This window comes from Treponema sp. HNW, assembly GCF_050320395.1.
In the GTDB taxonomy this organism is placed as follows: Bacteria; Spirochaetota; Spirochaetia; order Treponematales; family Treponemataceae; genus Treponema_C.
Window position 1 is genome coordinate 1,454,710 of record NZ_CP144459.1, and the last position, 16,977, is coordinate 1,471,686.

Genomic DNA, 16,977 nt, shown 5'->3' on the forward strand with positions numbered 1-16,977 from the left:
ACCGCATCCTGAATTATTTCCTTGTTTGTTCTCTGCTTACAGCCCATATGGTTAAAGAGGTACTGATTATAGACAGGGCTGTTACCACAACGGGCGCATACTGATTCCAAAACAACAAAAAATTATTATCATACACATTTATAATGCTTTCAGGCATAACGGGAGCACTAAGGGGAATTTTTTTGCCTGCAGCAGTAGTGATTGAAATACTCTTTGTTTTTTTATTTCCCGATGTAATTCCTCCTGCAAGAGCAAGATAGTATTCATAGGTACAGTCCGGAACATAGCCGTATCTTTCCGGCATATTGACATTACCGCTGACCGTTACAAGCAGCTGTTTTGCGGGAACTGAAAGAATATCGCCCGCCTCAGCAGGAAGGGATACCGAGTATTCGGAATCATATAAGATACGCTGTACATTTATAGGCAGTTTTTGTCCTTTACGCAAAATATAGGTTTTTTCGATGTCCGAATGAACCGAAAACAAATCGCGCTGTTGGCGTACTATATAGGTCCAATCGGTGTTTTGTAAAAAGGGAAGGGGAATATTTTCCGTCTTAGTTACGATTCCGCGACCCGATTCAACTTGAGCACCGTATGTACCGACTGCCCCCTGTATATACACAAAGGGTTTGGTATTCTCCAGAGTATCTACAAAAACGGTATCAAGATGTTTTAAAACGGTATTGCTTTCAAAGTCTTTTTTATCGATATAGGTTTTTGTATTGCTCAGAGAATTTTCTATTTCAATCCGTTCCATATTCGCAAAAGGAGTAAGGCCGGAACCGTAATAATGTATAAGTTCTTTTATGTTTTCATTTTCCAAAAGATCATAGGTTCCCGGACGTTCCACCGCGCCGGTAAGTCCAACCCTGCGTTCGACACGGCCTACGGTAATAATATCTCCGGGGCGGACATAGGGGTCAAGTGTCAAGTCTCCGGTACGGCGCGCTTTGAAAATATCGCAACGGACGGTACGTTCCGGCGATTCCAAAACAATGTTTCTATTGGAAGAATAGGCGGTAAAGGATCCCCCTATGATTTCCGAAACACGGGTTAAGCCCCATGCGTTTTTTTCAGCAACCGTATTGACTTCTCCCTTAACCAAGACCGTAAAAGCTCCCGGAGTGATCAGCACAAACTGCACCCCGCTTAGAGGATAGTTTTTTGAAACAATTGCTTCAACTTCTTCTTTTAATTTACGGAATGTTTTTCCTGCAGCATTTAAAACCGCCAAATTGGCAACCCGTATTTTATAAGATGTATCAACCGTAAGGGTATAAGAGACGGGAGTTGTTCCGGCGGCAAAACCGAGCATGTATACATCTCCTGCCGTTACCGGATAATCGGCGGTAGACATTGCAAGTTGAGCGGAATGTCCCATAGTCTGAGCAATATCCGCTCCCGTACCGTTGTCTGCGGTATTTTGTTTTTGAAGGTATTGCTGCAATGCATTATCTATATTTTGTGCATTTAAACAAGCCGTATACAGGGCTATGATGAGCGAGGCGATAATTCGTTTCATTTTTTTATTCCTTTAAGTTTAGCCATAGCTTCTTCATCTTTTTTTATATTGGAAACGGCATTCAGCAAAAATGCAATAAATACCGATATAAAGGCCGAAGCAAAGGTAATGATAATACAGAGCTTTCCTCTGCTCGGTTTCGATTTTTTATCCGGCACTTCCGCCCGCTCCAAAATTTGAAACACCGGCGTTTCGCTTGCAATCTTTATTTTTAAAAGCTCGTATTGGGTTTTTAACTGAGCATAGACCGCTTCCTGAGCTTTCAGTTCCAATTTTAACATATTTATTTCAAGCATGATTGAAGGTATATGCGCGGACTGTAAGCCGCCGGAAACCGACTCTTCCAGTTTTTTCGATTTATTTTGCAGGCGCACAATTTCGGTATAGGTATTGTGAATATTTTGTTCAAGATTGGATTTTTCAAGCTTATTTTTATCAAGTCCCATTTCCGTAAAACGGTTTTCAAGATACTCGACCGCATAGTTTACCACCTTTTGTGCAAAGACAGGATCAATATCGGTAAAACTCAGCGTAAAAACCCCTGTTTTATCGTCAAGTGTTGCCTGAAGGTATTTTAACAAAGCTTTGCGTGTATCCGCTTTCAAGGATTTTTTTATTTCATATCGCTCTACCAGATTAAATTCGGTAATCAACGCATCCAAAAATGAATTACTGCCTGCCAAATACACCGCAAGAGAACCGTACGAGGCTCCGCCCTTAGCCGAAATTCCCGCCAAACCGGCAAGACTGCCGAGCCCGCTTGAGTTAATAAGCGATGAAAGTCCGCCGCCCTGCGCATTCGGATCGTTTATAAGCATATGAGCTTTCGGCGTATAGAGGTTCGGCAAAAAAGACTTTTCAGCCGGAAGTTTTAAAGAGAGCAGGGCAAATACCACCGAAAAAACGGCTCCCGCAGCGGTCAGGCCGATAATAAGTTTTTTGTAGCGCAATAAAACCGCACACAGATCTATAAGAGATATTTCATCCTCCGGGGATTGCGGTAAATTGTTCAGTTCGGGTGTTGTGTTTTGTTGCATAACGGTTTCCTTCTATGATTTACAGTGTATAAAATCAGTCAAATAATTTTTGTATACCGGTAATTAAATTCTTAAAACTCGCAGACCTTGTATTTGCAATATTCATATACGGTGTAATTCTTCCGGCTCCTTCAATTTCGCGATATTCAGGACATATTTTTTTTAATTCACATTTAGGATTTTCCAAAGAATCAGGGGTTCTGTATTTTTTGTTATTTTGAATTTTTTCGAGAGGTTTACTATAAGCCTGACCAACAGCCTCTAAATCTGCAAGATAAAATGTTTCAAGTTCATGACAAGCTATACGGACTAAAAATTTATTTTTTCCCGAAGTAATGCATTTATTCATCAATCGCTCTTTGATCATCCTGCAATCACCGGAGTCCTGATCTCTCAAAATAAGAAATACGGCATTAGGATTACAATAAGCCTTTAATTTACGATATATATTTTTTTCCATATCCTGTTTACCGTCAAATAGAATGTATCTAACAGGATATGGGCTTGGCAACTTTGAAAAAATTATATTAAGAAATATTTTTGCTGACGGTTCTTCAAGCAAGCACACCAGTTCTTTCATTGCGGATCAGCTCCAGTAAAAAAACCCTGTTTCCATAGATACCCCAGCTTATCCCCCTCATTCATATAAGCACAAATTTGTCGATCCTCCGAGGCTCTTTGAATACGGGTAAAGCCCTGTTCTTTTGCAAGCCAAAAAACCTCATCAATATATGCAGCATTTAATAATTCAGGGGAATGAGTCGATAAAAATACTTGACCTCCTGTGCGTGCATAATCACGCAGTTCTTCAACCAATTCATATAATAACTTGGGATATAATTGATTTTCCGGCTCTTCAATACACAATAAGGGATGCGGAGAAGGGTCATGCAATAATATAAGATATGCAAACATTTTTAATGTTCCGTCAGACACATATCGATCAATAAAAGGATCCTTAAAATAATCACTTTGAAACTTCAATAGCAGGCGGCCGTCTAAAGTGGATTCGGACTGAATATTATCCACTCCCGGAACTCTTTCTTTCATTTTTTGAAGCACTTTTTGAAAAACCTGGGGATACTGCTCGCGCATAGTATGAGCAATATTTTGTAAATTGCTTCCGTCAGCCAGAAGATGTTCGGAATAATTGGTTATATCTTTACTCCCGCGGGCGGATTCAATATGAAAATCCGACACATGCCAGCCTTCTATTAATTTCCGAAATTCATTTGCTGCCTTAAATTTTTCAAACTGACCGAGTCCCTTAATTGCAAGAATATCCTGTGCACCTAAATTCTGATCTTCACGTGCTAATTCCGTATCGGGTTTTGAAAAATCTTCTTCATTTGAAATTGCAAAACCGTTTCCGTTTGCAAAATCAAGAAAATGATAAGGAGAACCGTAAGACGATCTTTTATAACACAGATATTCTCGTTTTACGGCAATTTTAGTATTCATCATACCTATCTCTAAATAATAGGTAACCAGCCGGGACTTTTGAGCTATCTTCATTTCATACTTGATTTCAATAATAATATTTTCATCAATATGACCTCTTGATATTAATTCAGTATATCCTCCACGGGCCTGCACCGCTTTCGTAACATTTAAGGTTAAGCAATCTTTCAGAAAACCGAAGACATCAAATAAAGTTGTTTTTCCCGTTCCGTTTGCTCCAACAAAAACAGCTAAAGACGGAAGTTCATTAATTTGTATATTTTGCAGAGTTTTAAAATTCTGTATTTTGATTGATGAAATCTTCATAATAAAAAATCCTTATAAGATTTAATTTTTTAGTAAATAATCCTCAACAAAATTTAAAAGATTATATCTTTCTGAAATCAAAACAGAGGCCTTACATTATATTTTTTCATATCCCTGCAAATGTATATTCCAATAATAATTATTTTTAACAAGATTCACCGCATTATCTGCAACTTTATTGCGCAATTCGGTATCATGCATCAACCGCACAACTTTTTGAGCAAAAGTCTGCGGTTTATCATCTATAAAACAATTTTGATTATCAATCAGTTCAGGAATAGCGGAAGCTATTAATGATGAAACCACTGTCGGAACATGGCAGGCCATAGAAATAAGAATCTTATTTTGAAGCCCTGAAGCGATACGAATAGGAGCAACACTTACAGCTGCATCCTTTATATAATCTTCAATATGTTCAACATAGCCCGTAACTTTAATATTATCACATTGTCTTTTTAGTATTTCATGAGAAGGAGCTGCGCCTACTATATACAAAACGGCATCGGGTACATCTTTGAGAATTATGGGGAAAATGCTATCTATAAAATATAGACAGCCATCAACATTTTGCAAAGTACGCATATTGCCGAGAAAAATAATTTTGTTTTTATTAATTTGATCAGCGATGATTACATTACGGATACCGTGAGCATGATATCGTACAGAGGGGTGGTGAGAAAACTCTTTACTGTCTTTTTGAGAAACTAATACTACTTTTTTATACGTAGTAAAAGCATAAGTTTCATAATTTTTTATCGGCTTTTTTTCCAACTTATATATTATTTTCTTTATCAATGAAGAATTCGTTAATTTTGATAATTCATAGGTATTTGACAATATATCAGACATTTGAACAATAACATTATCTCTAATACCCAGTGCTTCAAATTGTGGAAGCATTCTTAATAAATAACATACATACAGATCCGGATTATATTTTTTATTAATTAAAGATAATTCTTTTTGCATTCTCTTTGAAAAATAATATCCACATTGAATAGGTTTTCTACGCAATAAAAAAATAAAACTGTAAAAAAAAGAAGCAAGTCGATTTCTTTTTATTACTATCATTTTATCAATATTATCGTAATTATAAGTGATATTCTGTTTTTGATGTGATTCATAATATGATAGTAATATAACCTCATAACCAATCTCTTTAAAATATCTCATAATATCATTAATTAATACAACATCACCGCCATTTTCAGGATATGGGAAACGTGATGTAAGAATACAAACTCTTTTCATTTATCTACTCCCCTCAGATAAAATATTTAAATATTTATCACGACCTTAAGCATTAATTTTATTGCATCTATTAAATTCTCCATCGATAAAACATGATTTAAATTTGTCCATAATAATTTGATCTGTATAATTATTTAAAAATAAATTATGAGAAAATATATTAAAATTAGAAACTGCATTCCAAGTATTTATTCTTGTAACAAAAGAAACATCATCATTACACAAAGCACCTATCTTCTCATAATCAGAATCAATACCGATAAAAGCTTCAGATGTACCTAAAATATATTTACCGTAAGAAAGAGCTTCCACCGTCTTTGTTTTCATGCCAGAACCTTTAAATATAGGAGACACTATAAAAGCAGCTTTTGTATATACGTCATCTAAATTATCAACAAAACCTAAATAAACTATTTTTTTATTAGCAGGATACTTAGATTTAAGAAAATCACATATTGAACCTGCAACATACAGAGGAATAGAAATATGGGGAACAACCTTCTCAATAAACCAACTCAGTCCTTCTTGATTTGCAAAAAAATTAGAACCTACAAATAGAGCATATCTATTCTTCACAAATGTCGTTTTATCCACATCTTTGACTGGCATAGAAATAGGTAAAACAAAATTAAAATCTTTTCTATATATTTTTTTTAATTCTTCTCCGTCTCTTTTATTTAATACAATCCTGAAATCACAAAAATCGGTAGAAAGAATTTCATTTTTTTTGACATAGTAATAAAACAGAATAGAAACAAGATTTTTCTTGATCAAATATCTACTCTTATAATAATTAGCTTCAATGTTGTGATAAAAAACAATAGATTTCAAACCATTTTTTTTAGTAGATTCAACTAATGGACCGTAAAGAGAGCCGTTAAAAAAAACAAAATCATAGTTAGTCGATTTTATTTTTTTATTAAAAGTTTTTTTTAACAATCCCGTTTGTCCATAAAATTGATTGAAAATAACATTCTTTAATTTTACAAAAACAGAAGGTATTTTTATTTCAAAAAGATCAATATTTTCTTCACCATACAATTTTTTGAATAAATTAAAATTTCTCAAACTTACCGAGGCACCTCCATCCATGATTTTTTTATCTAATATCCGCGTTACAAATAAAACTTTCATTCTTGCACTGCCTCAATCAATAATTATATTATTTAAATCGAAAAATTGTAGTGTCCGCAAAAAAAATCAACTTATAAGGAATATAAGCCGATCTGGTAGGATTTTTTACAGAATAATCCAATAAAAGAACAAAATAATAATATATTGGAAATAAACATAAAGCTCTAAAATTACAATTCCTATTTTTCATAACTACCGGCCATAATAAACAAATATAAATTGTTGAATAAATAGCTAATCTTGTCCCTAAATGATTACCGAATATAAAAGGATATGTTAAGCCAAAAAAAATAATTGAAAAATACCTCTTTGCTTTGTTGATATTTTTAAATAGTATAGCAAAAAGTAACAAAAAAAATACTAATATTATATTAAAATATTTAATCAGATTCCCCCCTGCCAGGGTATCAAGTCTTTGTAAATATCCTACATAAAAATTTAAAGTAGCAATAGTCTGAAGAAAAATATTTTTTAATATAACCAGTAATATACATATACAGATAGAAATTCTATAATCAATATAATTATAAAAAAAATACAACGGTAGAGCAATAATAACAGATTTATGAATAAAAAATGTTATAAAAATAAGTAATAAATACTTTGTCAACTCCTTATTTTTTATAAATTTAATACCCCAAAATGAAATTGCAACTGCAAGAGATGACCTTAAAGTACTTGTGGTATCCAAAAAAAATATACAAAAGAAAATCATAAATGATTCATATATTGATAAAGAGTATTTTTTTATCGTTGAATATATCAACCAATATGTCGGAACGCCCATCAAAATAAAAAATAACTGAGGCTGCTCTAGTCGCACACAAAGTAAACCAAGGTGTCTGGGAATTAATTCCCAGCGATTTATCTCAAAAAAATCGGGATTGGGATAAATTGCAGAATAATATGAAGGATAATCAAAGCCTACATCAAAGCGAAATAAGGCAAAAAAAAGAAAAACAATGAATACAATATCTGAGCTGTACTTAGGAGGAAATAAGTGATTACCGGCAATATGATACCGTCCCATAATAACTATAAAGGACGATAAAAGTAAAATATAAAACCACATTAAGAATAAACTCTGATAAAAGTCCCCACATTAGTTTTTTCGTACTCTATTGAAGCATTATCAGATAGTGTGTTTTCATATTCAATAGGGCTGTCAAGCATTTTGCAATCCATCAATATTCCTCTATAATACGGATACCATTTCCCTAAAAGTCCTAAACGATGCAATATGTTTTTAGGGATATCAATCAGAAGATATTTAACGAAAAAATACACCGCCCAATATATTTTTACCGGCTGTAGCGTGGATTCTTTTTGTATGCAATCAACCAAAAAACGTCCTATACGGATATGACTTTTCCCATCTACTTCGTAATATGTGTCAATTATATACTGTGCCACGTTTGTATCATCTTTAGTATTCGCAAGTTCCCTTTGTAAAGATAATTCATCATCCGCAATCGGAAAATAACGAAAAAAATCAAAATTCATAAAATCTGGAAACGTATAGGGAAGCAAAAGTACTGCTTTTTTTTTCATCATAGCCGCTTCAAGTGCTGTAGTTGAATTCCAAGCAATCAGACTTTTACATTGCGCAATATTCTCCTGTATAGATCCTTCACGTTTTATAGTAATATTTTCCGGAAGTTCTTTAATGCCGTTTACTGCACAAAATTTTTCTTTATATTGGTCTAGCGATATATGCGGATGAGGCCGCAAAATGATTTTTTCCGCCTCATTTAACTGTGAAAACTTATATATTATTTTAAAAAAAGCATCTCTGCTTTTCTTTGTAAAACTGATTAATTCATCAACCTTTTTTTCTTCCTTAAAAATAGTCATCAAATCACTTGTTTCTTTTTTATCAAGAAATGCCCAGACAAAAGAAGTAGGCACTAATATCGTCGAGGAATTCGCAATTACTTTTTTTGATAAGGTATATGTTAAGTCATTACGGATGGACCCCGTTATAAAAATTTTCGATCTGTCAACTCCATGGTCTATTAGTTGTTTTGCAAAGTTTTTTCCCCATGTACAGTGTAAAACATTTTTTGTTTTTTCATCGCTTGGTAACATATGGGTTGAACTTATTTCACATGAAACCTGTTCAGAATGAAGATTAATAAGAATGGTATTGGGATAAAGTTTCCGATAATTATCAAATACATCATATTTGGAATAATAATACGGTGTTACAATAATCTTAGGATTATATTTGAGAAGATATTTATATCTATTAAAATGCACAGGAAGCACTACACCGGAAAATCCCAGAAAAGACAAGTATGAATGCAGCAATTCAACACTATTGAACTCACGCGCGATATGTTCATAAAAAATTATAAAATCAATTTTTTTCATTAGTTTTCTCCTATAGCAGGTAAAAAGTTACAGATAACCAAAGCAAGCGAAAAATCAAATCCGTATTATACTCTCTGTCATCAATATAGTTAAAAAACTCTTGAATAAGATATTCTTTATTAATAATATCAGGCATTTTTTTTATGATAGATAAAACATATTCGGAATTTTTATTAAGCAGCTCAAAAACAACTGTATTTACAAGATGCAACGCTTGCTTTCCCGTCATATAATTCGTATTCTTTATCATCTGCTTTGGAAGGTCAATATTATTTTTATCAAGAAATTCATAAATACATTTCTTGGGATGGACCGTATCCCGATAAAGCAATTCATAAGAAGAAAAAAAGGATATGGCCTCCGGTTCAGTAAAAGGGAAAGAAACTGAACAATTTGATTTATTTCCAATTCCTTTCATTACCATAGAATCCGATCCTTGAATATAAGACAACAGTTTTAAGCTTAATAAATCAATTTTAGAGCTAAAACCATATTTTTGCACCCCTTGTACCAATTCATCAGTCTTTGTAAAAAAAACATCCATTCCGTTTCTAGTAGTAATATTTTTAAACATATTTGAATAAACATAGGGAATATAATTAGACTGACAAAAAAAACCAATCAAAAAATCGCGATAGTTCATTTTTGACAGCATTCGATTGTCTAGATGATACACACTTAAAAGAAATTTCAGTTTTGCAAACAAAGCAAACTTTTTATTTTTCCATTTGAACGCATTTAGATTTTGTGTTTCATAAAGAGATCTTTTTAAGAACTCTCCCATGCCTGCAGAATACAAAGAACGCTTCCGAATAATATTTTTAAAATCCAAACGGGCAGTCGGACCGAAGTTATAAATAGAATCGGCATTTTGCCCCGTAATCAATAAGTCATATTTTGCTGAAATACTACGTACAGCCCCACCAAGCCATAATGAAAGGTGAGAATCAAACGGAAGCGCTGTTATATTTTGAAGCATAGAAGCATCTAATGTTTCGGAATTCAGAGGATCTATAATTTCATACTTTATATTATGTTCTTCAAGAAAATGTACTGCTTTTGATTTATCATCACATCCGTTTATTGTCGAAAATTTCTTGTTAAAAAAAATCAATGCAGTAACGGAAGTTTTGTCTTTTATTAAACTCAACAATTTTAACAACACGTATGTAGAATCCGCACCGCCGGAGAACAAAACACCAATACGATTTTTCCCTTTCACTATTTTTTTCAAAACTTCATCGAATGTATTATCAAATACTGCTAAATTTTTTCTTTTTACTGTATTTTTTATAAGTCTTTTAAAAAATAAATTATGCTCAAGCCGTTGCTGATAATTATCGGAAATCTCCAAAGGAGAAATTACTTCACCGGGAAGAAGTTTATACCAGTTTTTATAAAAGACGGAAAATGCAGTCGTATATCCATTTAACAGAAAATACAATAGCTCATAATTGTTAAAATTTTTTGTTTTATCAATCTGCAGCAACTCATCGGCATTATTTGTGAACCACCATCGCCCTTCTTTTTTGTATAAATAATATCGAGTAGGATAGAATAATGATGCAAATAAAATTACTTTCTTATCTTCAATAACAGCCCCGCAAAAATCATGGATAAAATCATTAAGAAAAGATTCGAGACTATCGTATTTTTCAAATTCAGTTTTTATAGAATCTGAAAATCTACCAATAAAGTGAGGATCGGAGCTCCAAAAAAAATAGTTTTTCCCTGAAAGTTCAAAAAATATAGCATTATTTTTATTTATATTGAACTCATCTTCATATGATATATACATGTTTTTTCCTTATTCTTTTATACGCCATATCGGTTCCGGTGTATTTGCAATTAAAATCTTATTCTTTTTTGAAAAAGTTGTTGTATCATTAATCTTAACAAGTTGTGCACTTGAATACATACCTTTCTCTACAATATTTTTATACACTACGGTTCCAGGACAGATGAGAACACCAGATGTAACATAAACACCGGGACAAAAAATACAACGAGTACCAATATAGCAATCATCATTGATCCGGATATCTCCTTGTACACGATTTCGCTGAATATCATAACCATGCGTGAAAAAACATGTTGCACCACCACCTAATACAACATTAGAACCAATACTTATATTATCTGTACAATCAAACATCGTATTTTGACTTACAACACTCTTATTACCAAGCTTAAAATTACACCAATTCTTTTGGTATTCTACTCCTTTATACCGTGCATAAACCGTTGTATTTGCACCAAAAATAACATCGTTTCCAATTTCAAAACTTGATAAACCTTTTATAAAACATTTACGATATATTTTCGAATTGCTTCCTATATCAATATTTCTAGAATGAATCAATGAAAAAGCTTGAATCGTTGTATCATTCCCAATAGACACAATATCTGCAAGTATAACAGCACCGAAATGTATCTTTACTTTTTTCCCTATCTTAAATCCAAAAACTAATTGGTAAACCATATTTTTTAAAAAGCTGCTTGGAAGCATTGCACACATAATAAGAAAAAACAATCTTATTTTTTTCATTATCTTCTCCGTGTTAATATCTTTTTATAAAAATTGATCATATATATATTCTTCATCAAAATTAGGCTTAGCATATAAACCAGAATACCAAGTACCGTACATAATATAAGTCTTAGCAATAAAGTACTTATACTGTACTTCAATAGTAAAACAATAATTATCATGCTAATGGAAGCACAAAAATACTGCATTATGTTGGATAGTAAATGTTTATAAGAAATCATACTTCTTGTATACACGTAATAAAAAAGACACACTATGTACTGCGATATAATGCTGGATATAGCAGCTCCGATAGCGGAATAGTACAAAATTAATATGTAATTTAAGATGCAGTTCAATATTGCCGCACACAGATTCACAAACATGGTTATTTTTTCCTTCCTATAAGGCAAAAGAATCAAATTTCCTATAAACCCGGCAAATAAAAATGGACAAATTGACAAAGCAAGAATATTCATAATTATATATGATGGTAAAAATAGAAGACCGCAAAACAAAACAATTATATCCTTACTTAATAGAAAACATAAAAAACTTAAAGGAATAGAAAACATTAACAGAAAATTACCTATGTTTTTAAGTAATTCCATGTATCCTTCAGAATTTTGAACTTCAATGTAGTGCACTGCATGAGGAATAGCAGTCATAGTGACATTACATAAAAGTGCATTAACCATAAAAACAAATTTATGCGTTGTGGAATAATAAGCGACTTCAGTATTGGTAGACATAAGTCCCAACATTGTCACATCAGTTAGTTCATATATAGTAATAGAAATAGTATGCCACCAAAAAAACAGAAGAGATTTAAGATGGTGTTTATATACAAGCGGCACTACAGTCTTCCAGTTAATAAATTTAAATGAATATAAAAAATTAAAAATATTGGGTAAAGAAGAACCGACCATAAATACTAAAAAATATTCTTTAATGTTATTCTCATTTTTTACAAAGACAAACATAAGAATCAACATCAATATCCTAAATATCAAATAACGAATACTGATATATTTAAATTCTCCTAAGCCTCTGAATAGCCATTCCATACCGAGTGTGGTTAAAAATATGGATATAGAATACAGTAATAACAGTGACAAATAGGGTTGAAGTTTATTAAACAAAAACAGTGAAATAAAAAAAAGAATATAAGCTGCAAAAGTTGATATAAGACTAATAGAAAATAATTCTTTCGTTACCTTTGAAAGAGTCTCTTTGCTATTTCTTTGCCTTGTAATTTCTCGAGTACCATAACCAGAAAGTCCAAACTCCGCAATTATTACAAAATAGGCTATATAGCTTTTAACAAAATTGACCTGCCCAATACCGTCCGGCAACAATGTTTTAGAAAGATAAGGAATTGTTATAATCGGAACAAGGACTTCAAACAATCTCTTTAATGAAGAAAATAGTATATTACGAGTTAATGATTGTTTTACCATCGAGGAACAGCTTATTTTCTGAGATGTTCGAAAAGCACTCAACTGTTTGGACATCTACTATATTTTCTTGTTTATGAATTAAAAACATATCTGCCAATTCACGAAAGACACCTTCACCGCCCTTATGGGATAAAATCGTTATCCCCGGAATCTTTTTAATTTCTGCTACCGCATCAGCGGGACAAGCGGCAAATCCGACTTTGGTTAATAAAGAAAAACAATTTATATCATCTCCGATATATACAGTTTCGGATATATCTATACCTTCTTTTTTACATATTTCCAACGCAGTATCCAATTTACTTCCATATTTTTTATTTTGAATGATATAATCCGCCTTTATTTTTTCTCCGCGTTTTTTTACCAATTGCGTATTTTCAGAAGTAATTATACCTGTTTTAATACCATGTTTTCTCAATAGTTCAAACCCCATCCCGTCTCGAGTGTTAAATTTTTTTAGCTCATCACCATATTCCGAATAGTACATGCCGCCATCGGTTAAAACTCCATCTACATCCGTAAGGACGAGTTTAAACTTACTAAAATTTAGACGCTGAGGTTGTATTACATACTTTTTCATCAATGCTTCCAGAATAATCCAATCATCAGGTTCATCTATTTCAATTCCCGTATATTCAGGCATTTCATATACGGCAATACTGCCTGATAATCTATTTTTAAATTTTAAAATATTTCCGACTTTATTTATATATATAGCGCCGTTTTCCATTAAAAAACCGTCAAAATCCTGCCGACGAGGACGGTTACAAAAGTCATAGTTAACGGATTCACCCGATTTAGTCCAAAAAAAACGTTTGGTTAAAACACAGCTTAATAGGGAATCTTTTTTTTCCCTCAACAAAAGCTCAAACGCCGAGTCTATATCATACGCACCGGTTAAAGGAGAAGTAGCTTGTATTAAAAAAAAATAATCGTTCGGATCAAGATGCGTATTCAAAATATATTCGAGCATAACACTTTCCGTAGATGAAGTATCTTGTGCATTTTCAGGCGAACGATTGTATATTGCTACTTTTTGAAATTTAAAATCAGACACTGTATCAGCAATCAGCTGACTATCCGTCGCAATAATTATTTTATCTATACACGTTGCCGATTCGCACGCTGCTATAGTCCAATAAACAAGCGGCTTTTCGCATAGGGGTTTTATATTTTTTAGCGGTATGGACTTTGAACCGCCTCTTACCGGAATAAACGCGATATTAGCCATTAATTTTCCTTTTCAGTTTCCTTCTTTGGACATCCTCAATATCAAGTATGTCTTTTTCTTTATATGATAAGGCTGATGAAACATTCCGTAAATCTCTGGCAAGTTTTTGCAATCCTACCGGCTCCAAACTTGCCGCATGATCTGTTCCCTTCCATGTTCTGTCAAGAGTAAAATGCCGTTCAAAGTATGTTGCCCCCAATGCCAGTGCAGCAATATCAACTGCAATACCCAAATGATGTCCTGAAAACCCTATGGCTTTCACTTTATGTTCATACTTTTCCTTTAGACGTGTAATCTCATACAATGCAATATCTTCAAAGGGAACCGGATATCCTGAAGTACAGGCATAGATAACAAGATCTTTTAATCTATGTTTATCCCTAAATAATTTTAAGATTTTTTCTTCCTCTTTTTGCGTTGTCATGCCTAATGAAAGATGAATCTCCCCATCATATTCACTACATAGGTATGAAAGCATTTCAAAATCCAAATTACACGCAGATGGAATCTTTATAAGCTTAGGAGATATGGATACAATTTCTTTTGCCGCAGTCATATCCCATACCGAAGTTGAATATATCAGTCCTTCTTCTATGCACCAAATTTGTAATTGCTTATGTTGTTCCACAGAGAATTCTAAAGCTTCTCTATGTTCTCCGTATGTTTTTCCATAACTGTTTTCAGGATTCGGATGCGGAGCATTATATTCCTCTTGCGACAATAATTCTTTATTAGTCCGCTTTTGAAATTTTACAATGTCAATTTGAGAGTTGTCATCTAAATATTTAAAAACACCCAAAAGTTTTATCATTTTATGAGCAATTTCCATGCTCCCCGTATGATTGCAGCCTATTTCTGCGATGACAATCGGTTTAGTCATTTTTTCTCTCCATCTTTTATATTGTTTTTTAGAATACGCATATTGAGAAGCCCCCTTACCCTCACGTACACCCATATTCCTATAAAGGTACCGATAATATCGGCTGTCCAATCCCACACCGAAGGCTCACGTCCCGGAACACGGTATTGATGTATTTCGTCGATAATTCCGTATAAAACAGGATATGAGAAGGCGATTATAAGTCGGCGCCTGTAATTTTTTGCAGAAGAGCTCCGAGGCAATAAGGCAAAGGCTGTCCAAAAAGCTAAACCCGCATAGCCGGTACAATGGAGTATTTTATCAATGCCGACTATTCGGGGAATCGTTTGAATATGCGTTTTAGAAGAAAGATACCAGCTTATCCCGGTAATACAGAGGGCCGGAATAAAAAGCAATGCCTTTTTTAAAAATATCGGCAATTTCATAATTAATGACCCGAAGGTTTATTTTTTAAACGGAAACCGGTTTTTTATATTCTTATGTTCTCGGGGGGGGGGGGGGGGGGGTAGATTTTTCTTTTGCAATTACGGCTCTGTTTGTAAAATGAATCAGTGAAAAAAAGAGCGACATTGCACATAAACCGATCCCCAAAATAACCGTTCCGCGTATCGACTCACTACATACTGCAATTACAGCTATAGCGCATAAAAAAAACTGTATAGCATAAAGTATCAGTAAAATACCTTTAACGCGGTATCCCATATTCATGAGCTTATGATGTATATGCGCTTTATCGGCGGTAAAAAACGAACGGCGTTCCCGCGTCCTTCTCCATACGGCAGCTAAAGTATCAAAGACAGGAATGGAAGTCAAAACTCCAGCCAAGAGTATTTTGTTGTATTCAATATACGAGGGAAAATCAAGAAGGGGAATGACGGCAATAACATAACCTAAATACTGGCTCCCTCCGTCTCCCATAAATACTTTTGCAGTCGGTTTGTTATAGACTAAAAAACCCGCTATACTTGCAATTAAAATCAAAACAACAATAACAAAATGTAAGCTGAACGAAGCACATATAAAGGCATAGGCTGCCAGGATAATGACAGTAAGTCCGCCGCAGAGTGCATCCATACCGTCTATCAAATTAAAGGCGTTTATACAGCCGAGTATCCACAAAAACGAAATAACGGGACCGGAATACCCCAGCTGCCACGGACCTAAAACCGAAAATGAAAAGCCGGCCGCCGTAACGATTCCGGCCGCCGACATTTGAATGAGCATTTTCAACTTGGGACGTAATCCTATAAAATCGTCCAAAACACCGAAAACAAAGATAATGGAGGATCCGATTAAAAGCGGTAAAAAACGGATAAATTTCAAGCCGCTTGTTAGAAAAAATACAGCCGTTATCCCAATAAAGGGAATAACAAAACCTACGCCGCCTAAGCGCGGAATATTGCCCGTATGAATTTTACGCCCGCCGGTTCTATCATACCATTTAAATGTATTACTTAACCGTATAATTACTTTAGTTAGGATAAGAGATAATATAAAAGCGGTAAGCGGGTATAAAAATACTTTCATTTAATTACTTTTAATTATAATATAAGAGATGATAAAAAGCAAGAGTCTTAACGGCATTTTTGTTGCAGTATATTTCTTTTTCCGTGAGCACTGCAGTAAAAAGTGCGCCCGAAGGAAAAAAATGGATGATAAATCGGTTGCTTTGCCGCCGAAACAGGCTAAAGGCCTTTTTACCAATTGTTCAAACTTTGAACATTATACCATATAGCGCTATATAATTACAAGCTCAAAATTCCTTTTTTTTTCATTTTATATCTTTATC

The 16,977-nt window shown here is 33.6% G+C and carries 15 protein-coding genes; all 15 read right to left on the reverse strand.

What is annotated here, in order from left to right:
• Positions 1-13: 13 nt before the first annotated feature.
• Complete coding sequence (locus tag V1L52_RS06660) at positions 14-1,525, reverse strand: SLBB domain-containing protein (protein WP_428768127.1); 1,512 nt, start codon at positions 1,523-1,525, stop codon at positions 14-16.
• Entirely contained in the window at positions 1,522-2,562 is a 1,041-nt protein-coding gene (locus tag V1L52_RS06665) for a lipopolysaccharide biosynthesis protein (protein ID WP_428768129.1), read from the reverse strand. The genes V1L52_RS06660 and V1L52_RS06665 overlap by 4 nt, the downstream gene beginning before the upstream one ends.
• 34 nt (positions 2,563-2,596) lie before the next feature.
• Complete coding sequence (locus V1L52_RS06670; protein WP_428768131.1) at positions 2,597-3,142, reverse strand: DUF4276 family protein; 546 nt, start codon at positions 3,140-3,142, stop codon at positions 2,597-2,599.
• Positions 3,139-4,329, reverse strand: a complete 1,191-nt coding sequence (locus V1L52_RS06675) for an AAA family ATPase (protein WP_428768133.1) — start codon at positions 4,327-4,329, stop codon at positions 3,139-3,141. Before V1L52_RS06675 ends, V1L52_RS06670 begins: the two co-directional genes overlap by 4 nt.
• Positions 4,330-4,425: 96 nt before the next feature.
• Entirely contained in the window at positions 4,426-5,580 is a 1,155-nt protein-coding gene (locus V1L52_RS06680; protein WP_428768134.1) for a glycosyltransferase, read from the reverse strand.
• A 45-nt stretch (positions 5,581-5,625) separates the two neighbouring features.
• Positions 5,626-6,714, reverse strand: coding sequence for a glycosyltransferase (locus V1L52_RS06685; protein ID WP_428768135.1), 1,089 nt, complete (start codon positions 6,712-6,714; stop codon positions 5,626-5,628).
• A gap of 28 nt (positions 6,715-6,742) precedes the next feature.
• Positions 6,743-7,744: an EpsG family protein gene (locus V1L52_RS06690; RefSeq protein WP_428768137.1), complete on the reverse strand. Its 1,002-nt coding sequence runs from the start codon at positions 7,742-7,744 to the stop codon at positions 6,743-6,745.
• Between the two features lie 41 nt (positions 7,745-7,785).
• On the reverse strand, positions 7,786-9,087 hold the full coding sequence (locus tag V1L52_RS06695) for a hypothetical protein (protein WP_428768138.1): 1,302 nt from the start codon (positions 9,085-9,087) through the stop codon (positions 7,786-7,788).
• A 10-nt stretch (positions 9,088-9,097) separates the two neighbouring features.
• Positions 9,098-10,885 carry a hypothetical protein gene (locus tag V1L52_RS06700; protein WP_428768140.1) on the reverse strand — a complete coding sequence of 596 codons (1,788 nt, stop codon included), beginning with the start codon at positions 10,883-10,885 and terminating at the stop codon, positions 9,098-9,100.
• Between the two features lie 9 nt (positions 10,886-10,894).
• Positions 10,895-11,635, reverse strand: a complete 741-nt coding sequence (locus V1L52_RS06705) for a DapH/DapD/GlmU-related protein (protein WP_428768142.1) — start codon at positions 11,633-11,635, stop codon at positions 10,895-10,897.
• The gene (locus V1L52_RS06710; protein ID WP_428768144.1) at positions 11,635-13,077 is read right to left on the reverse strand and encodes a flippase; all 1,443 of its coding nucleotides are present in this window, start codon (positions 13,075-13,077) and stop codon (positions 11,635-11,637) included. The genes V1L52_RS06705 and V1L52_RS06710 overlap by 1 nt, the downstream gene beginning before the upstream one ends.
• Positions 13,052-14,308, reverse strand: coding sequence for a cytidylyltransferase domain-containing protein (locus V1L52_RS06715; protein WP_428768145.1), 1,257 nt, complete (start codon positions 14,306-14,308; stop codon positions 13,052-13,054). Before V1L52_RS06715 ends, V1L52_RS06710 begins: the two co-directional genes overlap by 26 nt.
• On the reverse strand, positions 14,301-15,188 hold the full coding sequence (locus tag V1L52_RS06720; protein ID WP_428768147.1) for an N-acetylneuraminate synthase family protein: 888 nt from the start codon (positions 15,186-15,188) through the stop codon (positions 14,301-14,303). The genes V1L52_RS06715 and V1L52_RS06720 overlap by 8 nt, the downstream gene beginning before the upstream one ends.
• Positions 15,185-15,613, reverse strand: coding sequence for a VanZ family protein (locus tag V1L52_RS06725; protein WP_428768149.1), 429 nt, complete (start codon positions 15,611-15,613; stop codon positions 15,185-15,187). Before V1L52_RS06725 ends, V1L52_RS06720 begins: the two co-directional genes overlap by 4 nt.
• Positions 15,614-15,665: 52 nt before the next feature.
• Positions 15,666-16,715 (reverse strand): glycosyltransferase family 4 protein, encoded by a 1,050-nt coding sequence (locus V1L52_RS06730; RefSeq protein WP_428768151.1) that lies wholly within the window; start codon positions 16,713-16,715, stop codon positions 15,666-15,668.
• Between the last annotated feature and the right edge of the window lie 262 nt (positions 16,716-16,977).

Excerpts from the sequence above, each read along its gene's own strand:
- V1L52_RS06660 (WP_428768127.1), bottom strand. The coding sequence starts at position 1,525 with ATGAAACGAATTATCGCCTCGCTCATCATAGCCCTGTATACGGCTTGT.
- V1L52_RS06665 (WP_428768129.1), bottom strand. The coding sequence starts at position 2,562 with ATGCAACAAAACACAACACCCGAACTGAACAATTTACCGCAATCCCCG.
- V1L52_RS06670 (WP_428768131.1), bottom strand. The coding sequence starts at position 3,142 with ATGAAAGAACTGGTGTGCTTGCTTGAAGAACCGTCAGCAAAAATATTT.
- V1L52_RS06675 (WP_428768133.1), bottom strand. The coding sequence starts at position 4,329 with ATGAAGATTTCATCAATCAAAATACAGAATTTTAAAACTCTGCAAAAT.
- V1L52_RS06680 (WP_428768134.1), bottom strand. The coding sequence starts at position 5,580 with ATGAAAAGAGTTTGTATTCTTACATCACGTTTCCCATATCCTGAAAAT.
- V1L52_RS06685 (WP_428768135.1), bottom strand. The coding sequence starts at position 6,714 with ATGAAAGTTTTATTTGTAACGCGGATATTAGATAAAAAAATCATGGAT.
- V1L52_RS06690 (WP_428768137.1), bottom strand. The coding sequence starts at position 7,744 with ATGGGACGGTATCATATTGCCGGTAATCACTTATTTCCTCCTAAGTAC.
- V1L52_RS06695 (WP_428768138.1), bottom strand. The coding sequence starts at position 9,087 with ATGAAAAAAATTGATTTTATAATTTTTTATGAACATATCGCGCGTGAG.
- V1L52_RS06700 (WP_428768140.1), bottom strand. The coding sequence starts at position 10,885 with ATGTATATATCATATGAAGATGAGTTCAATATAAATAAAAATAATGCT.
- V1L52_RS06705 (WP_428768142.1), bottom strand. The coding sequence starts at position 11,635 with ATGAAAAAAATAAGATTGTTTTTTCTTATTATGTGTGCAATGCTTCCA.
- V1L52_RS06710 (WP_428768144.1), bottom strand. The coding sequence starts at position 13,077 with ATGGTAAAACAATCATTAACTCGTAATATACTATTTTCTTCATTAAAG.
- V1L52_RS06715 (WP_428768145.1), bottom strand. The coding sequence starts at position 14,308 with ATGGCTAATATCGCGTTTATTCCGGTAAGAGGCGGTTCAAAGTCCATA.
- V1L52_RS06720 (WP_428768147.1), bottom strand. The coding sequence starts at position 15,188 with ATGACTAAACCGATTGTCATCGCAGAAATAGGCTGCAATCATACGGGG.
- V1L52_RS06725 (WP_428768149.1), bottom strand. The coding sequence starts at position 15,613 with ATGAAATTGCCGATATTTTTAAAAAAGGCATTGCTTTTTATTCCGGCC.
- V1L52_RS06730 (WP_428768151.1), bottom strand. The coding sequence starts at position 16,715 with ATGAAAGTATTTTTATACCCGCTTACCGCTTTTATATTATCTCTTATC.